Source organism: Burkholderia sp. Ac-20353 (assembly GCF_017104785.1).
Taxonomy (GTDB): Bacteria; Pseudomonadota; Gammaproteobacteria; order Burkholderiales; family Burkholderiaceae; genus Burkholderia.
In genome coordinates this window covers 14,606-36,433 of record NZ_JAAGPL010000031.1, presented here as the reverse complement: position 1 = coordinate 36,433, position 21,828 = coordinate 14,606, and the positions used below count along the sequence as shown (strand labels likewise).

The window sequence follows — 21,828 nt, the reverse complement described above, 5'->3', positions numbered from 1 at the left end:
GCGGCGTGATGCGGGCATGGCATTGCCGGCCGTCGTCGCGGTCGGCGCGGCCATCGCCGCACTGACGGGCACGTGGTTCGAAGCCGCGTTGACGGAGGCGCGGCGCACGCGTGCGCTGTCGGAGCGGCTGATCGCATTTCATGCGGCCGACGCGGCGCTCGATGCATGCGTCACGCGTTTGCGACAGGGCACCGCGCCGTTTCTGCGTGCTGGCGATTCGCGCGCGGAACCGGACGCGTGGCGGCGTCTGTCCACGCTGACGATACCAGAAGCGATCTCGCCGTTTGCCGTCTGGCCGATGGCTGCGCGGCCGCCGCGCTGCCTGATCGAGGCATGGCGCATCGAGGGGCTTGCCGACGGCGAGCGTGGATACCTCGTCACCGCGCGCGGTGTCGGCGCGCATGCATCGAGCGCGGTGTGGCTGCAAATGCAGGTCGCGATTCGCGACGGGCGGATCGTTACGCAGCGCTGGCGCCGCGTCGCGGCGGCGCATCGATGAGCGAGAGGCCCGGTGTGCGACGCTCGGCCGGATTCACGCTGCTCGAACTGATGATCGCGCTGGCGATCATCGCGGTGCTGGCGGGCTTTGCGGTGCCGTCATACCGTCAGCATGTCGCGCAGACGCATCGCGCATCGGCAGTGGCTGCGCTTTACTGTGCCGCGCAGTATTTCGAGTCGCTCGACGGCATACCGCCGCCCGTATTGCCGGATGCGCTTGCAAACGCACCGGCCGATGGACGCGCGATCTATCGGTTGACGATTCGGCGTCCGGACGACGGGGCGCCCGTCGCCTATGAGCTGGAAGCGAGCCCGCTCGACGCAGGGCCGATGCATGACGACGCGTGCGGCACGTTCACGTTGCGCTCGGACGGCACGAAAGGGAATGTCAGGCCGGGTGGTGTGAGCGAGTACGATCCGGCGTGTTGGGGCGTGCGATGACATAACTTCCACGTGCTCGCTGCTCGCCGCCAGCCGCCAAGCGACTTGTCGAGCCGCGTGTCAGTCGTCGCTTGCCGCCGCTTGTTCGCGCTCGTCGCGGGATTGCTTCATGAACCGGTAGATTTCCCACACGGCGAAGCCGAGCGATCCCCACTTCAGTGCCGGTCCGGCGCCAGCGCGCAGCAGCGACCGCACGGGTTTCGCAAGCACGATCGATGCGAGCGAACTCAGCATCGGATACTGGTTGACGAGATTGCCGACGGTCGCGTTGAGGTTCTTCGCGGATTGGCTGAACGCCCCGCCGGTGAGCCCGGGGACGAGCACCTTGAGCCAGCGGAAGCGGGTGACGGCCTGCCGCATTTCCGCGCTGGCCTGGGCGAACTCCAGCCGCTCGACTTCGGAGCGCAGGATCAGCAGTTCCTTGCGGATTGCCCGGTTCTGCGCGGCGCTCAAACGCGAATACGTTGACGAAGGGCGGTAACGGTTGCCCGTGGCGTTCTGGCTCATGGCGCGTCGGCGAGATGAATGAATGGGACGAACGCGTGTGCGTTCACGGCGACGGTGTTCACGACTTGCTGCGGAACAGTTCGCGGTCTTTCTCGAGTTCGGCCAGCGAGGCTTCGAACACGATCGGCGCGTCGCGCAGCCCGGCGCGCGCCTTCAGTGCGCACACGGCGCCGGTGCTCGCGTACAGCAGCGTGATGGCCGCGAGCGACTGCCAGCGATAGGTATCCCAGAATGCGATCGCGACGAGCACGGTCAGGCTGATCAGCGCCATCGTCGCGAGCATCATTGCGGCGAGCCCGAGGAACAGCACGCCCATCAGGCGCTCCTTCTCCTCGGCGAGCTCGATGCCCACCAGTTCGAGGCGCGTTTGCAGCAGTCCGAGCGCGGAGCCGGCAAGCCGGCGCAGCGGCCCGTGGCCGGATGACTGCGAGGTGGTGTCTGTCGTCATGAGTATGTGCTTGCGCGTGCAGAAAACGGCTAAGGCAAAGCCGACCGGCGGGCGGCCACCAGTCAGCTTCGGTGCCGGCGAACCGCATCCGGGGCGGCCCGCCAGGCGGAACGGCGCTCGCGCGTTACTTGCGGTTGACCAGCAGACCGATCAGCACGCCGACACCGGCGGCGATGCCGATCGACGTCCACGGATGCTCGTGCACGTAGTCGTCGGTCGCACGTGCGGCCTTCTTGCCTTTCTCGACCACCACGACCTGGACGTCGGTTGCCTTTTCCTTGGCCTGCTTCAGGCGCGACAATGCTTTCTCGCGCAGCTCGACCGCACGGTCGCCCGTGCTGCTCGCGGCTTGCTTGAGCAGGTCTTCGGCGTCCGCGAGAACGGTTTTGATATCCGACATCAGTTTCTCCTTGTTGATTTCCGACATTGCAACTCCCTTCATGCTGTCTGCTGCAGGTTCACATCGTAGCGAAACGCCTGCCTGCTGGCGAGCCGGGATCACGCTTGACGGCCATGCAGGACTGCATGGTAAACGGCTTGTAATGTAATTAGAGAGCAGCAAACGGCCGGAAAAGTTTCCTCGCGCGGTCGGGCACGGCGCAAAAATGACAAAAATGTATGAATATCGAACGGAATAATCGTTCGCATGTTCATCTGCTTCCCGTAAGCTACGCGACTGTCCTGCGCGGCTCGCGCGGGGCTTCATCACGCACCGTACAAGGAGGGAACGACATGAGTCTGCGTCTTGGCGACATCGCGCCGGATTTCGAACAGGATTCGAGCCTCGGCCACATCAAGTTTCACGAATGGCTCGGCGACGGCTGGGGCGTGCTGTTTTCCCATCCGGCCGACTACACGCCGGTGTGCACGACCGAACTCGGGCTGACCGCGAAGCTGAAGGGCGAATTCGAGAAGCGCAACGTGAAGGTGATCGCGCTGTCGGTCGACAGCGTCGAGTCGCACGAGGGCTGGATCAACGACATCAACGACACGCAGGCGACGGTCGTCGGCTTCCCGATCATCGCCGATGCGGATCGCAAGGTGTCGCAACTGTACGACATGATCCACCCGAACGCGAACGAGACGCTCACCGTGCGCTCGCTGTTCGTGATCGACCCGAACAAGAAGGTGCGGCTCATCATCACGTACCCGGCCAGCACCGGGCGCAACTTCGACGAAGTGCTGCGCGTGATCGACTCGCTGCAATTGACCGACAACTACAAGGTCGCGACGCCGGGCAACTGGAAGGACGGCGACGACGTGGTGATCGTGCCGTCGCTGCAGGATCCGGAAGAACTGAAGCAGCGCTTCCCGAAGGGCTTCAACGCGGTGCGTCCGTACCTGCGCCTGACGCCGCAGCCGAACAAGTAAGCACGGCGCGCCGCTTCATGCGGCGCGTGTTCGCGACGGCAAGCAGTGGCGTGCATCGAAAACGGCCCGCCCGGCAAATCGATGCCGGGCGGGCCGTGTCGTTTTCGTCGCGAGCCGTCAGCGCGCGACGCTGCGCGGGTCAGGCGGGCGCGATCAGAAGAACGCCTGGATGCCGGTTTGCGCGCGGCCGAGAATCAGCGCGTGGATGTCGTGCGTGCCTTCGTACGTGTTGACCACTTCGAGGTTCACGAGGTGGCGCGCGACGCAGAACTCGTCGGAGATGCCGTTGCCGCCGAGCATGTCGCGCGCGAGCCGCGCGATGTCGAGCGACTTGCCGCACGAATTGCGCTTCATGATCGACGTGATCTCGACGGCCGCCGTGCCTTCGTCCTTCATCCGGCCAAGGCGCAACACGCCTTGCAGGCCGAGCGTGATTTCGGTCTGCATGTCTGCGAGCTTCTTCTGGATCAGCTGGTTCGCGGCGAGCGGCCGGCCGAACTGCTTGCGATCGAGCACGTACTGGCGCGCGGTATGCCAGCAGGCCTCGGCGGCGCCGAGCGCGCCCCATGCGATGCCGTAGCGCGCCGAGTTCAGGCACGTGAACGGGCCGCGCAGGCCGCCGACGTGCGGCAGCCGGTTCTCCTCGGGCACGAACACCTCGTCGAGCACGATTTCGCCGGTGATCGATGCACGCAGGCCGACCTTGCCGTGAATCGTCGGCGCGGACAGGCCCTTCCAGCCCTTCTCGAGAATGAAGCCGCGGATCGTGTCCTTGCCGTCTTCCTCGAGCTTCGCCCAGACGACGAACACGTCGGCGATCGGCGAGTTCGTGATCCACATCTTCGAGCCGGACAGCGAATAGCCGCCGGGCACTTTCTTCGCGCGCGTGACCATGCTGCCCGGATCCGAGCCGTGGTTCGGCTCGGTGAGGCCGAAACAGCCGATCCATTCGCCGGTCGCGAGCTTCGGCAGGTACTTCTCCCTCTGCGCGTCGGAGCCGAACTCGTAGATCGGCACCATCACGAGCGACGACTGCACTGACATCATCGACCGGTAGCCCGAGTCGACGCGTTCGACTTCGCGCGCGATCAGCCCGTAGCTCACGTAGTTGAGGCCCGGGCCGCCGTACTGCTCGGGAATCGTCGGGCCGAGCAGGCCGAGCTCGCCCATTTCGCGGAAGATCCCGGCGTCCGTGCGTTCGTGGCGGAAAGCCTCGGTCACGCGCGGCGCGAGCTTGTCCTGCGCATACGCGTGCGCGGCGTCGCGCACCATCCGCTCTTCTTCGGTGAGCTGCTGGTCGAGCAGCAGCGGATCGTCCCAATGAAAAGTTGCATCGCTCATCGTGTCATCTCCTGTCGACCAGAGTTGGCGCTTTAGCGCTTACCTCTGGTCCCATGCTTCGCGGTCGACCAGAGTTGGCGTTTTAGCGCTTGCTCGGGCCCCATGTCTATGAACCCACTTGACGGAAGTTCCGCTGTGCGGAACAATGTTTTGCAAATCGATCCCAGTGTAGCACCACATGACGCTTTCAACCATCGACGATCAACCGATCGACGAACGCAAGTTCGTCGTCGCGCTCGCGCGCGGTCTCGACCTGCTGCGCGCGTTCCGTCCCGGCGAGACGATGCTCGGCAACCGCGATTTCGCGGAGCGCACGGGCCTGCCGAAGGCGACCGTGAACCGGCTGGCCTATACGCTGACGGTGCTCGGCTACCTGCGCTACGACGATACACTCGGCAAATATGCGCTCGACGCGGGCGTGCTGTCGCTCGGCTTTGCGCTGCTGTCCGGTGCGGGTACGCTCGATCTCGCGCGGCCGCACATGCAGGCGCTTGCGCGCGAGATCGGCGCGGCGGTGTCGCTCGGCTGCCGCGACGGGCTCGACATGATCTATCTGGAGACGATCCGCAGCGAAACCGCGCTGACGCTCGGGCTCGCGCCCGGCTCCCGGCTGTCGATGCTGACGAGCTCGATGGGGCGCGCGTATCTGGCGGTGCAGCCCGAGGACGTGCGGCGCGCGCTGTACGCGGAGCTGCACCGCGCGGCCGGCGCGGGGCCGGACGCCGATGCGCTCGTCGCCGCCGCGCAGCACGCGGTGGCCGAGTTCGCGTCGGGCGGCTGCTGCTATTCGTTCCGCGCGTGGCACGCGGACGTCAACGCGGCCGCCGTGCCGTTTCGCGAGCCGCGCGAAGGGCGCTGGCTGATCCTGAGCTGCAGCGGCCCCGCGTCGTCGATGGGGGAGGAGGTGTTCCGGTCGCAGGTGGGGCCGCGGCTGAAGGCGCTCGCGCAGCGGCTCGGGCAGTTGGCCTGAGGTTGGCCTGAAGTTGGCCTGATACATCGCCGCATCTGACTGCCTCCGGTTGCACGCGCGGCAAACGGCGCTCATCATCGTCAGCCTGACTCCCGAAGACGACGAGGTTCGCGATGCCACACCCGGAAACACTGGAAGGCGGCTGCGCCTGCGGCGCGATCCGCTACCGGATCACGCAAATCCCGACCGACGCCGGTTTCTGTCACTGCCGGCTCTGCCAGAAGACGACCGGTGCCGCGGTGCTCGCATCGGCGTCGCTGCCGATCGACGCGTTCGACTATCTGCGCGGCGAGCCCGTCGTCTATGCGTCGAGCGCGTGGGGCGAGCGGCGCTTCTGCGGCCATTGCGGCACGCAGCTCGAATACCGTCTGATCGATGCGCCGACGAAGGTGGAGATCAATTACGCGACGCTCGACGATCCGTCCAGGATTCGCCCGGCGTGGCACATCTGGTACGCGAACCGGTTTCCCGGCATCGAGATCGGCGACGATCTGCCGAAGCACGACGACGGCGGCGACGACTGACAGGCGCCGCGTGCTCGACGGAGCCCTCAGCCTTCAACCCCATCAAACCGGCACGACCTTCGCAAACACGGGCCCCTGCATGAACCGCACGTCGTGCTGCCGCAGCAGCTCGCACTGCGTCTCGTCGGCGACGCCGTCGAAGATCAGCGGGATCCGCACGCGCTGCGCATACGCGACGAGCGCCTTCACCATCCCGTCGCGCAACGCGATCGCCGCATCCATCTTGATGTAGTCCGGCCGCGCCATCTCCGATTCCACCGCGAGGATCCGGCCGGGATCGGGCAGCTTGTCCGCGACCTTGAAGCCGTGATGCTGGTAGCTGCGCGTCAGGTAGCCGAGGAAGGTCTTGTGCGCGACCGCGGCGGCCGGCAGCTCGATCACGATCCGCTCGGTCGGCAGCCCGAAGCGTTGCAGCACCGATGAAAAGTGCTTGCCGTGATCGTATTTCACGCTCTTCAGCAGCCGCTCGTGCACGCGCAGGAACAGCAGCCCGTGGCGCTGCGCACCGAAGAAGTTGATCGCATGCAGCGCGCGCGCGAGGCGGTCGACCGCGACGAGCACCTGGTCGTCGGCGGCCGGATCGAACAGGTCGTGCGCGGCGCCGGTCACCAGCGTGACGGCCTGGAAACCCAACTCGTCCCCGTAGCGCTCGATCGTGTCGGCAAACGACGTCGATTGCGGCGCACCCGGCATTGTCACGTCGTAGATCGGGTCATACGCGCTATTGAGCGTCCGCTCGGGCAGGCGCGCGAACGCGGCGCCGCTTTCGGCGAGCGCGAGGTGATCCCGCAGATACGGCAGTTGCCCGGCGCGGGCGACGAGCTCGGGAATGTTGGGCGGAATCATCGGGGATCGGACAGGGAAAAACGGCGGCCGAACGGGCCGCCTCATGACTGGATAGTAGCAGCGCGCGCCGCGCTCGGCTTGGCGATTCGCTCATATCGTTATCCCGCCCCGCGATCGATGCCTAGGGTTTACGTTGATTTCACTATTCGTAATTGGTTTTACTATTCGTAAATCCTGAGTTTGTCGTCGATCAAGAACGAGCAGCATTCGGGCGTCGCCGGGCGATGCCCTGTCCCCGATTCAACAGGAAGCAAGGAGCGAGACGTGGCGGGTGAAACGAAATGGGCATCGCAGGCGGTTCCGGCAGATCGGCAGGCCGCCGGCGGGCAGCGGTCCGGCCTCGCGGGCGCAATGTTGCGCACGCGGCAGGGTTGAGCGGACGGGGGCGACCATGAGCATCGATTACCAGACCCTGAAATTTGCATACCTCCCGCGCGCGGAGCGCGGCGCGGACAGCGACACGGCGATCCATCCGGTGATCGTCGTCGGCGCGGGGCCGGTCGGCCTCGCCGCCGCGATCGATCTCGCGCAGCAGGGCGTGCCCGTCGTGCTGCTCGACGACGACGACACGCTGTCCACCGGCTCGCGCGCGATCTGCTTTGCAAAGCGCACGCTCGAGATCTTCGACCGGCTCGGCTGCGGCGAGCGCTTCGTCGACAAGGGCGTGAGCTGGCACGTCGGCAAGGTGTTCCTGCAGGACGAGCAGCTGTACGCGTTCGACCTGCTGCCCGAGGCCGGCCACGCGCGTCCGGCGTTCATCAATCTGCAGCAGTACTACGTGGAAGGCTATCTGGCCGAGCGCGCGTTCGAACTGCCGAACATCGACATCCGCTGGAAGCACAAGGTGACGGGCGTCGCGCAATCGGCCGAGCACGCGACGGTGACGGTCGAGACACCGGAAGGCATCGAGACGCTGCGCGCGCAATTCGTGATCGCGGCTGACGGGTCGCGCAGCCCGATGCGTACGATGATGGGTCTCGAGAGCCACGGCCGCACGTTCAAGGACCGCTTCCTGATCGCCGACGTGAAGATGAAGGCGGAGTTTCCGACCGAGCGCTGGTTCTGGTTCGATCCGCCGTTCCACCGCAACCAGTCGGTGCTGCTGCACCGCCAGCCGGACAACGTGTGGCGCATCGACTTCCAGCTCGGCTGGGACGCCGACCCGGTTGCCGAGAAACAGCCCGAACGCGTGATCCCGCGCGTACGCGCGCTGCTCGGCCAGGACGTCGAGTTCGAGCTGGAATGGGTGAGCGTCTACACGTTCCGCTGCCAGCGGATGGATACGTTCCGTCACGGCCGCGTGCTGTTCGCGGGCGATTCCGCACACGGCGTGTCGCCGTTCGGTGCGCGTGGCGCGAATAGCGGCGTGCAGGATGCCGACAACCTCGGATGGAAGCTGAAGCTCGTGCTCGACGGCCACGCGCCCGACCGCCTGCTCGATACGTATGCGAGCGAGCGCGAGTTCGCGGCCGACGAGAACATCCGCAACTCGACGCGCTCGACCGACTTCATCACGCCGAAGAGCCCCGTGTCGCGCGTGTTCCGCGATGCGACGCTGAAGCTTGCGCGCGACTGCGAATTCGCGCGCAAGCTCGTCAACAGCGGGCGACTGTCGGTGCCGGCCGTGCTCGCCGATTCGCCGCTGAACACGCCGGACCGCAAAGGCGATGCGTTCGCGGGCGCGATGTGTCCGGGCGCGGCGGCCGCCGACGCACCGGTGAGCGCGCCGGTGCACACGCACGGCGCGGCCGGCTGGCTGCTCCAGCATCTGCGCGACGGTTTCGCGGGCGTGCTGTTCGGCCTGCCCGGCGACGCGGCGGCGCTCGCGCAGGCGGTGGCCGGCCTTGCGCTGCCGGTGAAGCCGGTGCTCGTCGTGCCGCGCGGGCACGCGAAGGCGGTGCCGGGCGTCGACGTCGTGGAGGACGTCGACGGGCTCGCCGCCGCGCGCTACGACGCGAAGCCCGGCACGTTCTATCTGCTGCGGCCCGACCAGCACGTGTGCGCACGGATGCGCGCGCTCGATCGGCAGGCCATCGGCGACGCACTGGCGCGCGCGACCTGCGCGGCCTGAATGCCAACCAGACATCGGAGACACCCGTCATGCACCACCTCGACACCCGCTTGCGCCTGCCCGATCCCGACGCGTTCTACGAGGCGCTGATCGACATGCATCGCGACCTGACCGACAGCGACAGCCAACTCGTCAACGCGAAGCTGATCCTGCTGCTCGCGAACCAGATCGGCGACATCGGCGTACTGCGCGAAGCGATGGCGCTCGCGCGCCAGGGCGTGACGCCGCCCGTGCATCCGGCCGCGGAGGCCGCGCAATGAGCGCCGCACCGTCCGCCGGCCGTGCGCTAGAAGTCGAGCGCGTGATCGACGATACCCATCGCCCCGCGTTTCACTGGCTGCTGCTTGCGCTGTGCGGGCTGTGTCTCGTGATCGACGGCTTCGATGCGCAGGCGATGGGCTACGTCGCGCCGAGCGTGATTGCCGAGTGGGGCGTGCCGAAACAGGCGCTCGGCCCCGTGTTCAGCGCGAGCCTGTTCGGGATGCTGCTCGGCGCGCTCGGCCTGTCGGTGCTCGCCGACCGGATCGGGCGGCGCCCGGTGCTGATCGGCGCGACGCTGTTCTTCGCGCTGACGATGCTCGCGACGCCGTTCGCGGGTTCGATCCCGGTGCTGATGGCGCTGCGCTTCGTCACGGGTCTCGGCCTCGGCTGCATCATGCCGAACGCGATGGCGCTCGTCGGCGAGTTCAGCCCGACCGCGCATCGCGTGAAGCGGATGATGATCGTGTCGTGTGGCTTCACGCTGGGCGCCGCGCTCGGCGGCTTCGTCAGCGCCGCGCTGATCCCGGCGTTCGGCTGGCGCGCGGTGTTCTTCGTCGGCGGCGCGGTGCCGTTCGTGCTCGCGTTCGCGATGGCCGCGCGGTTGCCGGAGTCGCTGCAGTTCCTCGTGCTGAACGGGCGCGAACCCCAGGCGCGCGACTGGCTCGCGCGCTTCGCGCCCGAAGCCGGCATCGACGCCGGCACGCGCATCGTCGTGCGCGAGCAGGCGGCGAGCGGCGCGCCTGTCGCCGAACTGTTCCGCGACGGCCGGCGGCCGGTCACGCTGCTGTTGTGGTCGATCAGCTTCATGAACCTGATCGACCTGTATTTCCTGTCGAACTGGTTGCCGACCGTGATGCGCGACGCCGGCTACACGCCCGGCACCGCGGTGATCGTCGGCACCGTGCTGCAGACGGGCGGCGTGGTCGGCACGCTGTCGCTCGGCTGGTTCATCGAGCGCTACGGCTTCGTGCGCGTGCTGTTCGCATGCTTCGCGTGCGCGGCGGTGTCGGTCGGGCTGATCGGCTCGGTCGCGCATGCGCTGCCGTGGCTGCTGGTCGTGGTGTTCGCGGGCGGCTTCTGCGTGGTCGGCGGGCAGCCGGCCGTCAACGCGCTCGCGGGCCAGTATTACCCGACGTCGCTGCGCTCGACCGGCATCGGCTGGCGCCTCGGCATCGGCCGGATCGGCTCGGTGCTCGGGCCGCTCGTCGGCGGACACCTGATTGCGCTCAACTGGTCGAACGGCGCGCTGTTTCATGCTGCGGCAGTGCCGGTGCTGTGCTCGGCGCTGTTCGTGCTCGGTCTTGCAAGTGTGACGCGGCAGCGCGGGGCGCAAGCGCCGCGCGCCGTTTGAATGAATGAGGGAGAACTGAAACGATGACGCTTGACCTGTCGAAACCGGCGACTGCCGGCTACCTGAGCGGATTCGCGAACGAATTCGCAACCGAGGCATTGCCCGGCGCATTGCCGCACGGCCGCAACTCGCCGCAGCGCGCACCCTACGGGCTGTACGCGGAGCAGCTGTCCGGCACCGCGTTCACCGCGCCGCGCAGCCACAACCGCCGCTCGTGGCTGTACCGGATCCGGCCGGCGGCCGTGCACCGGCCGTTCGAGCCGTTCGCGGGCCCGCAGCGGCTCGTGTCCGAGTTCGGCGATTCGCCCGACGTGCCGCCGACGCCGCCGAACCAGCTGCGCTGGGACCCGCTGCCGATGCCGGTCGAACCGACGGATTTCGTCGAAGGCTGGGTGACGATGGCCGGCAACGGCTCGGCCGCCGCGATGAACGGCTGCGCGATCCACCTGTATGCGGCGAACCGCTCGATGCAGGACCGCTTCTTCTACAACACCGACGGCGAACTGCTGATCGTCCCGCAGCAGGGGCGCCTCTTCATCGCGACGGAATTCGGCCGGCTCGACGTCGAGCCGTTCGAGATCGCGGTGATTCCGCGTGGCGTGCGCTTCACGGTCGCGTTGCCGGACGGCGACGCGCGCGGCTATATCTGTGAGAACTTCGGCGCGCAGCTGCGGCTGCCGGACCTCGGCCCGATCGGCTCGAACGGCCTCGCGAACCCGCGGGACTTCCTGACGCCGCAAGCCGCCTACGAGGATCGCGAAGGCGCATTCGAACTGGTCACGAAGCTGAACGGGCGCCTGTGGCGCGCGGACATCGGCCATTCGCCGCTCGACGTCGTCGCGTGGCACGGCAACTATGCGCCGGTCAAATACGACCTGCGCCTGTTCAACACGATCGGCTCGATCAGCTACGACCATCCCGATCCGTCGATCTTCCTCGTGCTGCAGTCGCCGAGCGACACGCCGGGCGTCGACACGATCGACTTCGTGATCTTCCCGCCGCGCTGGCTCGCGGCCGAGGATACGTTCCGTCCGCCCTGGTTCCACCGCAACGTCGCGAGCGAATTCATGGGCCTCGTGCACGGCGCGTACGACGCGAAGGCCGAAGGCTTCGTGCCGGGCGGCGCGAGCCTGCACAACTGCATGTCGGGTCACGGCCCGGACGCGGACACGTTCGAGAAGGCGTCCGCGAGCGACACGACGAAGCCGCACAAGGTCGACGACACGATGGCGTTCATGTTCGAGACCCGCACGCTGATCCGGCCGACGCGCTTCGCGCTCGACACCGCGCAGCTGCAGGCGAACTACTTCGAATGCTGGCAAGGCATCCAGAAACACTTCAATCCGGAGCAACGATGAGCATGTCCCCTGAACTGCGCGCGACGCTCGACCCGGCGCGCAAGAGCTGGGTCGACGCGGCGAACGATCCCGCGTGCGACTTCCCGATCCAGAACCTGCCGTTCGGCATCTTCAGCGATGCGAAGCAAACGGCGCAGCGCGCAGGCGTCGCGCTCGGCGACCAGATCGTCGATCTAGCCGCGCTCGCGCGTGCGGGCCTCGTGACGCTGCCGGCCGGCGTCGGCGACGTGTTCGCGCAGCCGACGCTGAACGTATTCATCGCGCTTGGCCGAGATGCGTGGCGCAGCGTGCGCGTGCAACTGAGCGAGCTGTTCGCGCGCGATGCAGCGCTGCTGCGCGACGACGCGGCGCTGCGTGCGCAGGCGCTCGTGCCGCAGCGCGACGCGACGCTGCATCTGCCGGTCGACGTGCCCGGTTACACCGACTTCTATTCGTCGAAGGAGCACGCGACCAACGTCGGCTCGATGTTCCGCGATCCGAAGAATGCGCTGCTGCCGAACTGGTCGGAGATGCCGATCGGCTACAACGGCCGCGCGTCGTCGGTGATCGTCAGCGGCACGCCGGTGCGGCGCCCGAACGGCCAGCTGAAGCTGCCCGACCAGGAGCGTCCGGTGTTCGGCACGTGCCGCAAGCTCGACATCGAGCTGGAGACGGGCTTCATCGTCGGCAAGGGCAACGCGCTCGGCGAGCCGATCGCCTGCGAGGATGCCGAAGCGCACATCTTCGGCATGGTGCTGCTGAACGACTGGAGCGCGCGCGATATCCAGCAGTGGGAATACGTGCCGCTCGGGCCGTTCAACGCGAAGACGTTCGCGACGACGATCTCGCCGTGGATCGTCACGCTCGATGCGCTCGAGCCGTTTCGCACCGCGCAGCCCGAGCAGTCGCCGCAGCCGCTGCCGTATCTGCAGCACGCGGGCCGCCACGCGTTCGATATCGCGCTCGAAGTGACGCTGCGCGAGGAAGGCGCGGCCGATGCGACGTCGATCTGCCGCACCAACTTCAAGTACATGTACTGGACGATGGCGCAGCAGCTCGCGCATCACACGGTCGCGGGCTGCAATACGCGCGTCGGCGACCTGATGGGTTCGGGCACGATCAGCGGGCCGACGAAGGATTCGTTCGGCAGCCTGCTCGAACTGACGTGGAACGGCAAGGAGCCCGTCGCGCTGAACGGCGGCGGCAGCCGTGCGTTCATCGAGGACGGCGACGAGCTGACGCTCGCCGGCTGGTGCCAGGGCGACGGCTATCGCGTCGGCTTCGGCACCTGCGTCGGGAAGATCCTGCCGGCGTTGAAGGCGTAACGCCTGGCGCGTTACGCGCAACGCGTGATGCACATGCATCGGACGGCCCGCATCGTGCGGGCCGTCGTCGTTTGGGCGTCAGACCGCGCGCTGCAACGCGGCCCGGCGCTCCCACAGCGCGGCCGCGACGAACGCCGCGACACAGACGATCAGCACGCCGACCAGCGCGTTGCTGCCGATCTGCTCCATCAACGCACCCGCGACCAGCGGGCCACCGAAGCTCGCGGCGCTCCACGACGCCGACACGAGCGAGCTCGCGGTGACGAGCGCGGCGCCGCGGAAGCGCTCGCCGCACGCGACGAGCGACAGCGTGTAGATGCTGCCGGCCGCCGCGCCGAGCACGAACAGCAGTGGCCAGCACAGCCATGGATTCGCGATGACGAACGGCAGCAGCGGCAGGCCCGCGAGCACGATCCAGCCGGCGCCGAGGTGCACGCGTTCGCGGCCGAGCTTGTCCGCGAGCCAGCCGATCGGGAATTGCATCGCGGTGTCGCCGAACAGCATGATCGATGCGAGCAGCACCGCGGTTGCGCTCGCGACGCCGTGATCCATCGCATAGAGCGGCAGCAGCGACAGCGCAAGCGTATCGAACAGCGCGAAGAACCCCGTGCCGATGATGAGCGCGGGCATGCGTGGCAGCACCGCGAGCCAGTGATCGTGCGCTTCGTGATGCGCGTCGTCGCCGGCGAGCGGCGCGCGGCGGATCGACGCGAGCGACGGCAGCGCGAGCAGGAACAGCGCACCGCACAGCGCGAAGCGGATGCCGGTGAAGCCCGCGATCTGGCTGACGAGCACCGGGCCCGCCATCTGGAACAGTGTGAAGTTGGTCGCGTAAATTGCGACGACACGGCCGCGCGTCGAATCGTCGGCGAGCTGGTTGACCCATGCCTCGCCGATCGTAAACAACAGCATCAGCGCCGCGCCGCACAGCACGCGCAGCACGCCCCACACGACGAGGCTCGACGTGAACTGCATCAGGGCCGTGGCCGCGGCGAGCAACACGACCGACACAACGATCGCGCGGCGCGCACCGATGCGGCGCGCGAGCGCGGTGACGAACGGGACGACCGCGAGGCCGCCGAGGGCCTGCGCGGCCGTCAGCATGCCGACGACGTTGGTGCCGTGCCCGGCTTCGGTCAGTGCGAGTGCGGTGAGGGGAAGGGTCGCGCCGGTGCCGAGGCCGACGACCGCAACGCTCAGGATCAGCGCGAGGAAATCTCGATTAAGAATGGCTTTCATCGGCCGTGATGCTACACCGGTGACCAGAAGCGGTCCATGAAGGCCATCAAGCGCGCAGGGGGGGCGCGAGTGTCGGTGGCGCACCGCGCGGGCTGGCGACAGCGCGGTGCGCCACCGCCGTCACACGTATTCGGTCGGCGCGGCGACCGGGCGGCGTTCGAGCGACGCCGACCACAGCGTCAGCGCAAGCGCCGCGACGGCCATCGCGACGCCGACCCACGGCAGGTTCACGAGCGGGATGCCCGCGCCGATCGCCATTCCGCCGAGCCATGCGCCGGTCGCGTTGCCGAGGTTGAACGCCCCCTGATTGAGCGTCGACGCGAGATTCGGCGCGTCGCTCGCGCGATCGACGATCAGGATCTGCAGCGGCGGCACGATCGCGAACGCGAGCATCCCCCACACGAAGATCGTTGCGAGCGCAGCGAACGGCATGTGCATCGTGGCCGCGAACAGTGCGAGCACGACGCCGATCAGCGCGAGCGACGCGATCAGCGACGGCATCCGGCGCCAGTCGGCGAGCTTGCCGCCGAGCGTGCCGCCGACCGTCAGGCCGAGGCCGAACAGCAGCAGCACATAGGTGACCTGACGCGGCGAGAAGCCGGTCACGTCCTCGAGGATCGGCGTGATGTACGTGAACACGCTGAACAGGCTCGCGGACGCGAGCACGCTGATGCCGAGCACCATCAGCACCTGCGGGTGCTTCAGCACGCTGAATTCGCGCGTGATGCTGGTATCGGGCATCGCGAGGTTCTTCGGCAGGCAGACCGCGAGCGCGGCGGCCGCGGCGATGCCGATGCCCGTTACAGCCCAGAATGTCGCGCGCCAGCCGTACGCCTGGCCGAGCGCGGTGCCGAGCGGCACGCCGAGCACGTTCGCGAGCGTGAGGCCCGTGAACATCAGCGCGATCGCCTGCGCGCGGCGGTTCGGCGCGACGAGGTTGCTCGCGACGACCGAGCCGATGCCGAAGAACGCGCCGTGGCAGAACGCGGTGACGACGCGCGCGGCCATCAGCACCGTATAGTCGGGTGCGATCGCGCAGAACAGGTTGCCGGCGATGAACAGCCCGATCAGCCCCATCAGCGCGCGCTTGCGCGGCATCTTCGCGGTGACGACGGCGAGGATCGGCGCGCCGATCGTCACGCCGAGCGCATAGCCGGACACGAGCATCCCCGCGGCCGGGATCGACACACCGAGATCGCGCGCGACGTTGGGCAAGAGCCCCATGATCACGAATTCGGTGGTACCGATTCCAAATGCGGCGACGGCAAGGGCAAGGAGAGGGAGTGGCATCGCGGTGAGCCCGGAAAAAGCCGCCGGGCGCGGGATGCGCAATGCAGGCGGAAGAGACGGTGTCAGCCGCGATTCTACTTCAGTGAAAACCCTTATGCTGGGGGCCTGAACGGTTGTTGCCGGCAAGCGACGGGCGGGTGCCGGCTCAGGCGACGCCGCCGGCCGGCGCGGCGGATTCGCTGGATTCGCTGGATTCGCCGGTTTCGCCGGGCGCTCCTGACGCGCCGGATTCCGCCGATTTGCCCACCGCACCATCCCACCCGTTCTCGAACAGGCACGCTTCGACCGGCATTCGCGCGGCCCAGCGCTCTTCCTCGAGCATCGGCTTCGCATAGAACGCGTCGACGTGCCCGAGACAGAGCACCGCGATCGGCTTCGCGCCGTCGGGCATCCCGAGCAGCGTGCGCAGCGCGTCGACGTCGAACAGCGACACCCAGCCCATTCCGAGCCCCTCTGCGCGCGCCGCGAGCCACATGTTCTGGATCGCGCATGCGGCGGACGCGAGATCCATCTCCGGTAGCGTGCGCCGGCCGAACACGTGACGCTCGCGGCCGTCGGTCAGCGCGACGACCAGCAGTTCGCCACATTCGCGCACGCCCTCGACCTTCAGCCGCATGAATTCGTCCTGGCGCTCGCCGAGCGCGTCGGCGGTCGCGCGGCGTTCGGCCTCGACGAGCGCATGGATGCGCGTGCGCAGCGCGGGATCGGTGATGCGGATGAAACGCCACGGCTGCATGAAGCCGACGCTCGGTGCGTGGTGCGCCGCGCGCAACAACCGCGCCAGCACGGCCGGATCGACGGGCGCCGGCGTGAAGTGGCGCATGTCGCGCCGTTCGAAAATGGCGCGGTAGACGGCGGCGATGGCGGGATCGTCGAAACGCATGAGCGGGATGGGGCAGGGGGGACGTCGGCGCAACGATAGCAGACGACAGGCAGGCGACGTTACTTCAGTCGAAACAAAATGCGGGATCGTTGATTGAAACGCGCCGATCGTCAGCGGTTCGCCGTCACGACGTTCTGCGGCGCTCCCGCATGCCAGGCCTCGATGTTCAGCAGGGTCGTGTGCGCGATCTCGGCGAGCGCCTCGCGCGTGAAGAACGCCTGGTGCGACGTGACGATCACGTTCGGGAACGTCAGGAGCCGCGCGAGCACGTCGTCCTGCAGCGGCTGGTCCGAGTGATCCTCGAAGAACAGGCCGCTTTCCTCCTCGTACACGTCGAGCCCGAGGTGGCCGAGCTGGCCGCTCTTCAGCGCATCGATCAGCGCCTGCGCGTCGACGAGCCCGCCGCGGCCGGTGTTGATCAGCATCGCGCCGTGCTTCATCTGCGCGAGCGTCTGCGCGTTGATCAGGTGATGCGTCGACGGCAGCAGCGGGCAATGCAGGCTGACAATGTCGGCGTGGCGCAGCAGCTCGTCGAGCCCGACGTAGCGGGCGCCGTACGCGATCAGCTCTTCGTTGTGCGGCGGCACCGAGTGCGCGAGCACATGCATCCCGAAGCCCATCATGATCTTCGCGAACACGCTGCCGATGATGCCGGTGCCGATCACGCCGACGGTCTTGCCGTGCAGGTCGAAGCCGAGCAGGCCGTTCAGCGAGAAGTCACCTTCGCGGGTGCGCGCGACGGCGCGCGGCAGCCGGCGGTTGAGCGCGAGAATCAGCGCGACCGCGTGTTCGGCGACCGCGTGCGGCGAATACGCGGGGACGCGCACGACCGTGATGCCGAGCCGCTCGGCGGCGGCGAGGTCGACGTGGTTGAAGCCCGCCGAGCGCAGCGCGATGAGCCGCGTGCCGCCGTCCGCGAGCCGTTCGAGCACCGCCGCGTCGACGGTGTCGTTGACGAACGGACAGACGACGTCATAGCCATGCGCGAGGATCGCGGTCTCGGCGTCGAGATGCGACCGCTGGAAGTGCAGCCGGTAGCCGAACTGCCGGTTCGCGGCGACGAACGAATCGTCGTCGTACTGGCGGCTGCTGAACAGGATCACGCGCACGCTGGACCTCCGGAGGCTGACGTGCGCAGTTTACTGCAGCCCCGTGACGATGTCGGTGCAATCGGGCGCGCGCGCATCGTGCAGGAATGCATAGCCGGCCTGCGCGCGAGCCGCCTGCGTGCCGAAATGGTCGAGCGCATGCTCGACGAAGCTGCGGGTGCGCGCGGGCACGAACTGGCGATTCGGGTAGACGAGCGACAGCTGCGCGTCCGGGTCGTCGATCCGGTAGCCGGGCAGCAGCCGCACGAGCGCGCCGCTGTCGAGCGCGTCGGCGGCGAGGTCTTCCGGCAGTACCGCGATGCCCGAGCCCGCGACTGCGGCCGCCTGCACGAGCGACAGCTGGTTGACCGTGCAGACGGGGCGCACCGTCACCGCGTGCATCGCGTCGCCCGGCCCGAGCAGCCGCCACGCGCTCGCATGCTGGTGCGGCGCGAGCGCGATCCAGTCGTGGCGCGGCAGGTCGTCGGGCACGCGGGGTTCGCCGCGACGTTCGAGATAGGCGGGCGCCGCGCACGCGACGAGCGTGTTCGGCGCGAGCGCATGACCGATCAGCGCGGGGTTGCCGTCGAGCCGGTTGCCGGTGACGATGCCGACGTCGTAGCCCGTATCGAGCACGTCGAGCGGGCCTTCGGCGATCGTGAGCTGCACGCGCACCTGCGGAAAGCGGCGCTGGAAGCCGGTAACGAGCGGCGTCAGCGCAAGCGGCGACAACAGGCCGGACGCGACGACGCGCAGCGTGCCGACCGGTTCGCGTACCGCATGCGTGACCGACGCTTCGAGGTGGTCGAATTCCTCGAGCAGCGCGCGGCATCCGTCGAGATAGCGCACGCCTGCCTCGGTGAGCGACAGGTTGCGCGTCGTGCGGTGGATCAGTCGGGTATTCAGATGCCCCTCGAGCATCGCGATCGAGCGCGTGACGAGCGCATTCGACACGCCGAGTTGATGCGCTGCACGCCGAAAGCTCTGTTGCTCGGCGACGCAGACGAATACACGCATGGTCTGAATCTGGTTCATGGCTCTCGTATTTTTTGTTGGCCCGGTTGATTGATTATGGTTGTGATTTCCCGTCGTGCAAGCCGCATTAAGCGATGCGCGACACCCATTTCGCCCTCGCGTCGAAAACGGGTTTTTTGATTGCGTTGACGATTGTTCATTACGGCAGCGATATCCGTCAACCTGCGAAAAGGGGCGGGTTGCGAAAAATCGGGCGTCGGCGTATCGAAACGACGGCCGGTTGGGGCGGCGGTGACAGCTCAAAGCGCATGTGATTTTTCGAGGAATGCCTGATGAATGAATAAAATACGCTTATGTATCAAGGAATTGATGATTTCGATGGCGGATATTGCCGGTGCAATTCGGAATGCCGGTGCAATGCTGGCTGCTTTAGCGGGTTTTTACAGGCGGTTGGCGGATTTGGATGTCAAATAGTGCGGTGCGATTTTGTGTTGCGCCTGCTTTTCTTTGCGGGCGTGGAACCGGCGTTCAATGGGAGCAGTGCGGAAATCGTGACTGAGCGACGGAGAAAATCGCGCGTATGGAACCGTTTCGCGACGGATTCGGATGCGGCGCGCAAATGTGCTGGCGAATCGGACGGCGGCCGCCCGGTAGCCGCGCATATCCGGCGGTGGCGCCGCGCCGCATGCCAGTTTAATCGCGCGTCCCTCTTGCGCATTGCAGCGGAACGCGGAATGATCAATGGATTCGCCGCAATGTTGCGGCGAGCGTGCGTTTTTCTTCCATCACCCGTTTTCAGCCATGTCCATCGATTACTCGCCGATTCCCTGTCCCGTCGTCGTGCCGCTCGACGCGATCCTGCCCGAAGAACCGCTGCTGATGATGGGGGCCGGCCCGGTTCCGATCCCGGCCGCGGTCGCGAAGGCGAACACGATCGTGATCAACCACCTCGGCGCGACGATGGCGAAGATCATCGAGCAGGTGAAGGAGATGGCGCGCTACGTGTTCCAGACCCGCACGAAATGGGTGCTCGGCGTCGCGGGCCCCGGCTCGGCCGCGATGGAAATGGCGATGTCGAACCTGGCGTGGCGCGGCACCCGCGTGCTGTCGATCCGGAACGGCTTCTTCAGCGCGCGGATGGCCGAGATGGCGACGCGCGTCGGCGCCGACGTCTCGGTGCTCGAGGTGCCCGACCGCTCGGTCGCGAGCCTCGACGAGATCGCCGACGCGCTCGCACGCGAGCGTCCCGAGATCGTCACGATCGTGCACGGCGAGACGTCCAATACCGTATGGAACCGCGACCTGCGCGACATCGCGGCGCTCGCGAAGGCGGCGGGCGCGCTCGTCGTCGTCGATGCGGTGTGCACGCTGTCGACGATGCCGCTCGAGATGGACGCGTGGGGCATCGACGCGGTGATCACCGGCGGGCAGAAGGGCTTGTCGTCGATCCCCGGCGTGTCGTTGATCGCGTTTTCCGATGCCGCGTGGGAGCGGATGAAGAGCCGCCCCGAGCCGAACACGCACTGGTGCCTCGACATGGCGCTCGCCGAGAACTTCTGGCACAACGCCGGCTATCACTACACGGCGCCCGTGTCGGGCGTGCTCGCGCTGCACGAGGCGCTGCGGCTCGTCTGCACGGAGACGCTCGAAAGCCGCTTCGCGCGCCACCTGCGCTGTTCGCTCGCGCTGCAGGCGGGCGTCGAGGCGTTGGGGCTCTCGCTCTATGCGCCGAAGCCGTGCCGGCTCAATTCGGTGGTCGGGATCGAGACGCCCGAAGGCCTCACGCCGGGCATGATCTGCGGACACATCTCGAAGCAGTACCAGGTCGAGATCGCCGGCTCGTTCGGCCTGCCGATCGTGCGGATCGGCCAGATGGGCGAGCAGTGCCGCGAGCACAACCTGTTCCGCACGCTGCACGCGTTCGGCCGCACGATGGTCGACCTGAAGGTGCCGGTCGATCTGCCGGCCGGCGTCGCGGCGCTCGAGCAGGAATTGTCGCGGCGCGGCGAGTAACGGGGGCGGGCGTCAGCCCGCTGTCGTCTTGAAGGGGCCCTGGCCGCCCCGCATCGCCTGCCGGTACGTGTTCGGCGTCGTGCCGTGCGCATCGCGGAAGCGATGGCTGAAATGGCCGGCGTTCGCGTAGCCGCATGCGGCGGCTACCTGCGCGAGCGGCAGCGACGTCGTGCGCAGCAGCATGCGCGAGCGGGCAAGCCGCTGCTCGGCGATCCATGCATGCGGCGCGCGGCCGAACGACAGGCGAAACATCCGCGAGAAGTGGTATTCGGACAGCGCGGCGACGTCGGCCAGTTCGCCGAGCGTCAACGGCTGCGTCAGGTGGGCGTCGATGTAGTCGCGCACGCGGCGGCGCACCGCGGGCGCGAGGCCGCCCTTGAACGACGCATCGGTGCGCATCGTGCTCTGCCCGCGCAGCAGCAGGCTCAGCACGTCGTGCGCGGTTTCGTTCGTGCGCAGCCGGCCGTCGACGTCGTCCCAGTGTTCCAGCGCGAGCGAACGGACCAGCGACGCGACCTGCGCATCCTCGAAATAGGTACGGTCGGCGAGCTTCAGCTCGCGAGGCTCGCGGTCGAGCTCGCGGATCGCGCGCTCGGTGAAGTGCTCGGGCAGAAAGTACAGGTGGACGAAATGCATCTCGCCGCGCACCCACCAGCGCGATTCATGGTCGCCCGGCAGCGCGCACAGCAGGCTCGGCGCGCCGTAGCCCGGCACCTTCTGCCGCTCGGTCCGGTAGCCGCCGTCGAGATAGCACGACAGCGTGTGATGGCCGGGCTGGTCGTAGATCGTCTCGGCCTCTTCGGTGATCCGCGTCCATTCGGCGATCGCGAGATGGTCGCCGAGCCACGCGAAGCGCTCGAGCGTCGCATTCGCCTCGGCGAGCGTGCGGCACACGGACTGCAGGCCGAACGGCATCTCGCCGCCAGCGACAGCGATCGCGTCGGCAGCAACGGCGGCAGCGGCGGCCGCTGACGAGCCGGCGGGCAGGACGGAAGGCAGGTTGCGCATGGTGACCGAGTATACGCGCGCCGGTCGTGGCCCGCTTCGCC

At 67.6% G+C, this 21,828-nt stretch carries 24 protein-coding genes; 13 read left to right on the top strand and 11 right to left on the bottom strand.

The window, feature by feature from the left end; translation table 11 throughout:
* The first annotated feature begins 16 nt into the window (after positions 1 to 16).
* Positions 17 to 499, top strand: a complete 483-nt coding sequence (locus G3N94_RS12750) for a hypothetical protein (RefSeq protein WP_241021797.1) — start codon at positions 17 to 19, stop codon at positions 497 to 499.
* Positions 496 to 939: a type IV pilin protein gene (locus G3N94_RS12745; RefSeq protein ID WP_205792744.1), complete on the top strand. Its 444-nt coding sequence runs from the start codon at positions 496 to 498 to the stop codon at positions 937 to 939. The genes G3N94_RS12750 and G3N94_RS12745 overlap by 4 nt, the downstream gene beginning before the upstream one ends.
* A gap of 60 nt (positions 940 to 999) precedes the next feature.
* Here the strand turns inward: G3N94_RS12745 and G3N94_RS12740 are convergent, their stop codons facing one another.
* From G3N94_RS12740 to G3N94_RS12730, 3 genes are all read right to left on the bottom strand, one after another.
* Positions 1,000 to 1,446, bottom strand: a complete 447-nt coding sequence (locus G3N94_RS12740) for a DUF3318 domain-containing protein (protein ID WP_205792743.1) — start codon at positions 1,444 to 1,446, stop codon at positions 1,000 to 1,002.
* 58 nt (positions 1,447 to 1,504) lie between these two features.
* Positions 1,505 to 1,894 (bottom strand): phage holin family protein, encoded by a 390-nt coding sequence (locus tag G3N94_RS12735; RefSeq protein ID WP_205792742.1) that lies wholly within the window; start codon positions 1,892 to 1,894, stop codon positions 1,505 to 1,507.
* A gap of 124 nt (positions 1,895 to 2,018) precedes the next feature.
* A complete protein-coding gene (locus tag G3N94_RS12730; RefSeq protein ID WP_205792768.1) occupies positions 2,019 to 2,321 on the bottom strand; it encodes a YqjD family protein in 303 nt (100 codons plus the stop codon).
* Positions 2,322 to 2,626: 305 nt separating this feature from the next.
* Here G3N94_RS12730 and G3N94_RS12725 point away from each other — a divergent pair, with 305 nt between their 5' ends.
* Entirely contained in the window at positions 2,627 to 3,265 is a 639-nt protein-coding gene (locus G3N94_RS12725) for a peroxiredoxin (protein ID WP_124600180.1), read from the top strand.
* 153 nt (positions 3,266 to 3,418) lie between these two features.
* Here the strand turns inward: G3N94_RS12725 and G3N94_RS12720 are convergent, their stop codons facing one another.
* Positions 3,419 to 4,606, bottom strand: coding sequence for an acyl-CoA dehydrogenase (locus G3N94_RS12720; protein WP_205792741.1), 1,188 nt, complete (start codon positions 4,604 to 4,606; stop codon positions 3,419 to 3,421).
* A 178-nt stretch (positions 4,607 to 4,784) separates the two neighbouring features.
* Between G3N94_RS12720 and G3N94_RS12715 the strand changes: the two genes are divergently transcribed.
* Positions 4,785 to 5,576 (top strand): IclR family transcriptional regulator, encoded by a 792-nt coding sequence (locus G3N94_RS12715; RefSeq protein WP_205792740.1) that lies wholly within the window; start codon positions 4,785 to 4,787, stop codon positions 5,574 to 5,576.
* A gap of 113 nt (positions 5,577 to 5,689) precedes the next feature.
* Positions 5,690 to 6,100 carry a GFA family protein gene (locus G3N94_RS12710; RefSeq protein WP_205792739.1) on the top strand — a complete coding sequence of 137 codons (411 nt, stop codon included), beginning with the start codon at positions 5,690 to 5,692 and terminating at the stop codon, positions 6,098 to 6,100.
* Positions 6,101 to 6,142: 42 nt separating this feature from the next.
* Here the strand turns inward: G3N94_RS12710 and G3N94_RS12705 are convergent, their stop codons facing one another.
* Entirely contained in the window at positions 6,143 to 6,946 is an 804-nt protein-coding gene (locus G3N94_RS12705) for an EAL domain-containing protein (protein ID WP_205792738.1), read from the bottom strand.
* 391 nt (positions 6,947 to 7,337) lie between these two features.
* Here G3N94_RS12705 and G3N94_RS12700 point away from each other — a divergent pair, with 391 nt between their 5' ends.
* The 5 genes from G3N94_RS12700 to fahA are packed head-to-tail and all read left to right on the top strand — an operon-like array spanning position 7,338 to position 13,291.
* Positions 7,338 to 9,017: an FAD-dependent oxidoreductase gene (locus G3N94_RS12700; RefSeq protein ID WP_205792737.1), complete on the top strand. Its 1,680-nt coding sequence runs from the start codon at positions 7,338 to 7,340 to the stop codon at positions 9,015 to 9,017.
* A gap of 29 nt (positions 9,018 to 9,046) precedes the next feature.
* Positions 9,047 to 9,277 carry a DUF2783 domain-containing protein gene (locus tag G3N94_RS12695; RefSeq protein ID WP_205792736.1) on the top strand — a complete coding sequence of 77 codons (231 nt, stop codon included), beginning with the start codon at positions 9,047 to 9,049 and terminating at the stop codon, positions 9,275 to 9,277.
* Entirely contained in the window at positions 9,274 to 10,629 is a 1,356-nt protein-coding gene (locus tag G3N94_RS12690; RefSeq protein WP_205792735.1) for an MFS transporter, read from the top strand. The genes G3N94_RS12695 and G3N94_RS12690 overlap by 4 nt, the downstream gene beginning before the upstream one ends.
* A gap of 23 nt (positions 10,630 to 10,652) precedes the next feature.
* Positions 10,653 to 11,987, top strand: coding sequence for a homogentisate 1,2-dioxygenase (hmgA, locus tag G3N94_RS12685; RefSeq protein WP_205792734.1), 1,335 nt, complete (start codon positions 10,653 to 10,655; stop codon positions 11,985 to 11,987).
* Entirely contained in the window at positions 11,984 to 13,291 is a 1,308-nt protein-coding gene (fahA, locus tag G3N94_RS12680) for a fumarylacetoacetase (RefSeq protein WP_205792733.1), read from the top strand. The genes hmgA and fahA overlap by 4 nt, the downstream gene beginning before the upstream one ends.
* Before the next feature lie 78 nt (positions 13,292 to 13,369).
* On the opposite strand, the gene G3N94_RS12675 is transcribed toward fahA, so the two are convergent.
* The 5 genes from G3N94_RS12675 to G3N94_RS12655 form a co-directional block, all read right to left on the bottom strand.
* Entirely contained in the window at positions 13,370 to 14,530 is a 1,161-nt protein-coding gene (locus G3N94_RS12675; RefSeq protein WP_205792732.1) for an MFS transporter, read from the bottom strand.
* 120 nt (positions 14,531 to 14,650) lie between these two features.
* Complete coding sequence (locus tag G3N94_RS12670) at positions 14,651 to 15,820, bottom strand: MFS transporter (RefSeq protein WP_205792731.1); 1,170 nt, start codon at positions 15,818 to 15,820, stop codon at positions 14,651 to 14,653.
* A gap of 145 nt (positions 15,821 to 15,965) precedes the next feature.
* The gene (bluB, locus tag G3N94_RS12665) at positions 15,966 to 16,703 is read right to left on the bottom strand and encodes a 5,6-dimethylbenzimidazole synthase (protein WP_205792730.1); all 738 of its coding nucleotides are present in this window, start codon (positions 16,701 to 16,703) and stop codon (positions 15,966 to 15,968) included.
* Positions 16,704 to 16,813: 110 nt separating this feature from the next.
* Complete coding sequence (locus tag G3N94_RS12660; RefSeq protein WP_205792729.1) at positions 16,814 to 17,812, bottom strand: 2-hydroxyacid dehydrogenase; 999 nt, start codon at positions 17,810 to 17,812, stop codon at positions 16,814 to 16,816.
* 30 nt (positions 17,813 to 17,842) lie between these two features.
* Complete coding sequence (locus tag G3N94_RS12655; protein ID WP_205792728.1) at positions 17,843 to 18,826, bottom strand: LysR family transcriptional regulator; 984 nt, start codon at positions 18,824 to 18,826, stop codon at positions 17,843 to 17,845.
* A 74-nt stretch (positions 18,827 to 18,900) separates the two neighbouring features.
* On the opposite strand from G3N94_RS12655, the gene G3N94_RS12650 reads away from it, so the two are divergent.
* The 3 genes from G3N94_RS12650 to G3N94_RS12640 all read left to right on the top strand — a co-directional run bounded on the left by G3N94_RS12650 (position 18,901) and on the right by G3N94_RS12640 (position 20,779).
* Entirely contained in the window at positions 18,901 to 19,080 is a 180-nt protein-coding gene (locus G3N94_RS12650) for a hypothetical protein (protein WP_205792727.1), read from the top strand.
* A 22-nt stretch (positions 19,081 to 19,102) separates the two neighbouring features.
* Positions 19,103 to 19,240 (top strand): hypothetical protein, encoded by a 138-nt coding sequence (locus tag G3N94_RS12645; RefSeq protein WP_205792726.1) that lies wholly within the window; start codon positions 19,103 to 19,105, stop codon positions 19,238 to 19,240.
* Positions 19,241 to 19,567: 327 nt separating this feature from the next.
* Positions 19,568 to 20,779, top strand: a complete 1,212-nt coding sequence (locus G3N94_RS12640) for an alanine--glyoxylate aminotransferase family protein (RefSeq protein WP_205792725.1) — start codon at positions 19,568 to 19,570, stop codon at positions 20,777 to 20,779.
* 12 nt (positions 20,780 to 20,791) lie between these two features.
* On the opposite strand, the gene G3N94_RS12635 is transcribed toward G3N94_RS12640, so the two are convergent.
* Positions 20,792 to 21,694, bottom strand: a complete 903-nt coding sequence (locus G3N94_RS12635) for an AraC family transcriptional regulator (protein WP_205792767.1) — start codon at positions 21,692 to 21,694, stop codon at positions 20,792 to 20,794.
* Positions 21,695 to 21,828 lie beyond the last annotated feature (134 nt).

Coding starts and splice junctions, on each gene's coding strand:
- G3N94_RS12750 (WP_241021797.1), top strand. CDS start 17: ATGGCATTGCCGGCCGTCGTCGCGGTCGGCGCGGCCATCGCCGCACTG.
- G3N94_RS12745 (WP_205792744.1), top strand. CDS start 496: ATGAGCGAGAGGCCCGGTGTGCGACGCTCGGCCGGATTCACGCTGCTC.
- G3N94_RS12740 (WP_205792743.1), bottom strand. CDS start 1,446: ATGAGCCAGAACGCCACGGGCAACCGTTACCGCCCTTCGTCAACGTAT.
- G3N94_RS12735 (WP_205792742.1), bottom strand. CDS start 1,894: ATGACGACAGACACCACCTCGCAGTCATCCGGCCACGGGCCGCTGCGC.
- G3N94_RS12730 (WP_205792768.1), bottom strand. CDS start 2,321: ATGTCGGAAATCAACAAGGAGAAACTGATGTCGGATATCAAAACCGTT.
- G3N94_RS12725 (WP_124600180.1), top strand. CDS start 2,627: ATGAGTCTGCGTCTTGGCGACATCGCGCCGGATTTCGAACAGGATTCG.
- G3N94_RS12720 (WP_205792741.1), bottom strand. CDS start 4,606: ATGAGCGATGCAACTTTTCATTGGGACGATCCGCTGCTGCTCGACCAG.
- G3N94_RS12715 (WP_205792740.1), top strand. CDS start 4,785: ATGACGCTTTCAACCATCGACGATCAACCGATCGACGAACGCAAGTTC.
- G3N94_RS12710 (WP_205792739.1), top strand. CDS start 5,690: ATGCCACACCCGGAAACACTGGAAGGCGGCTGCGCCTGCGGCGCGATC.
- G3N94_RS12705 (WP_205792738.1), bottom strand. CDS start 6,946: ATGATTCCGCCCAACATTCCCGAGCTCGTCGCCCGCGCCGGGCAACTG.
- G3N94_RS12700 (WP_205792737.1), top strand. CDS start 7,338: ATGAGCATCGATTACCAGACCCTGAAATTTGCATACCTCCCGCGCGCG.
- G3N94_RS12695 (WP_205792736.1), top strand. CDS start 9,047: ATGCACCACCTCGACACCCGCTTGCGCCTGCCCGATCCCGACGCGTTC.
- G3N94_RS12690 (WP_205792735.1), top strand. CDS start 9,274: ATGAGCGCCGCACCGTCCGCCGGCCGTGCGCTAGAAGTCGAGCGCGTG.
- hmgA (WP_205792734.1), top strand. CDS start 10,653: ATGACGCTTGACCTGTCGAAACCGGCGACTGCCGGCTACCTGAGCGGA.
- fahA (WP_205792733.1), top strand. CDS start 11,984: ATGAGCATGTCCCCTGAACTGCGCGCGACGCTCGACCCGGCGCGCAAG.
- G3N94_RS12675 (WP_205792732.1), bottom strand. CDS start 14,530: ATGAAAGCCATTCTTAATCGAGATTTCCTCGCGCTGATCCTGAGCGTT.
- G3N94_RS12670 (WP_205792731.1), bottom strand. CDS start 15,820: ATGCCACTCCCTCTCCTTGCCCTTGCCGTCGCCGCATTTGGAATCGGT.
- bluB (WP_205792730.1), bottom strand. CDS start 16,703: ATGCGTTTCGACGATCCCGCCATCGCCGCCGTCTACCGCGCCATTTTC.
- G3N94_RS12655 (WP_205792728.1), bottom strand. CDS start 18,826: ATGAACCAGATTCAGACCATGCGTGTATTCGTCTGCGTCGCCGAGCAA.
- G3N94_RS12650 (WP_205792727.1), top strand. CDS start 18,901: ATGCGCGACACCCATTTCGCCCTCGCGTCGAAAACGGGTTTTTTGATT.
- G3N94_RS12645 (WP_205792726.1), top strand. CDS start 19,103: ATGAATAAAATACGCTTATGTATCAAGGAATTGATGATTTCGATGGCG.
- G3N94_RS12640 (WP_205792725.1), top strand. CDS start 19,568: ATGTCCATCGATTACTCGCCGATTCCCTGTCCCGTCGTCGTGCCGCTC.
- G3N94_RS12635 (WP_205792767.1), bottom strand. CDS start 21,694: ATGCCGTTCGGCCTGCAGTCCGTGTGCCGCACGCTCGCCGAGGCGAAT.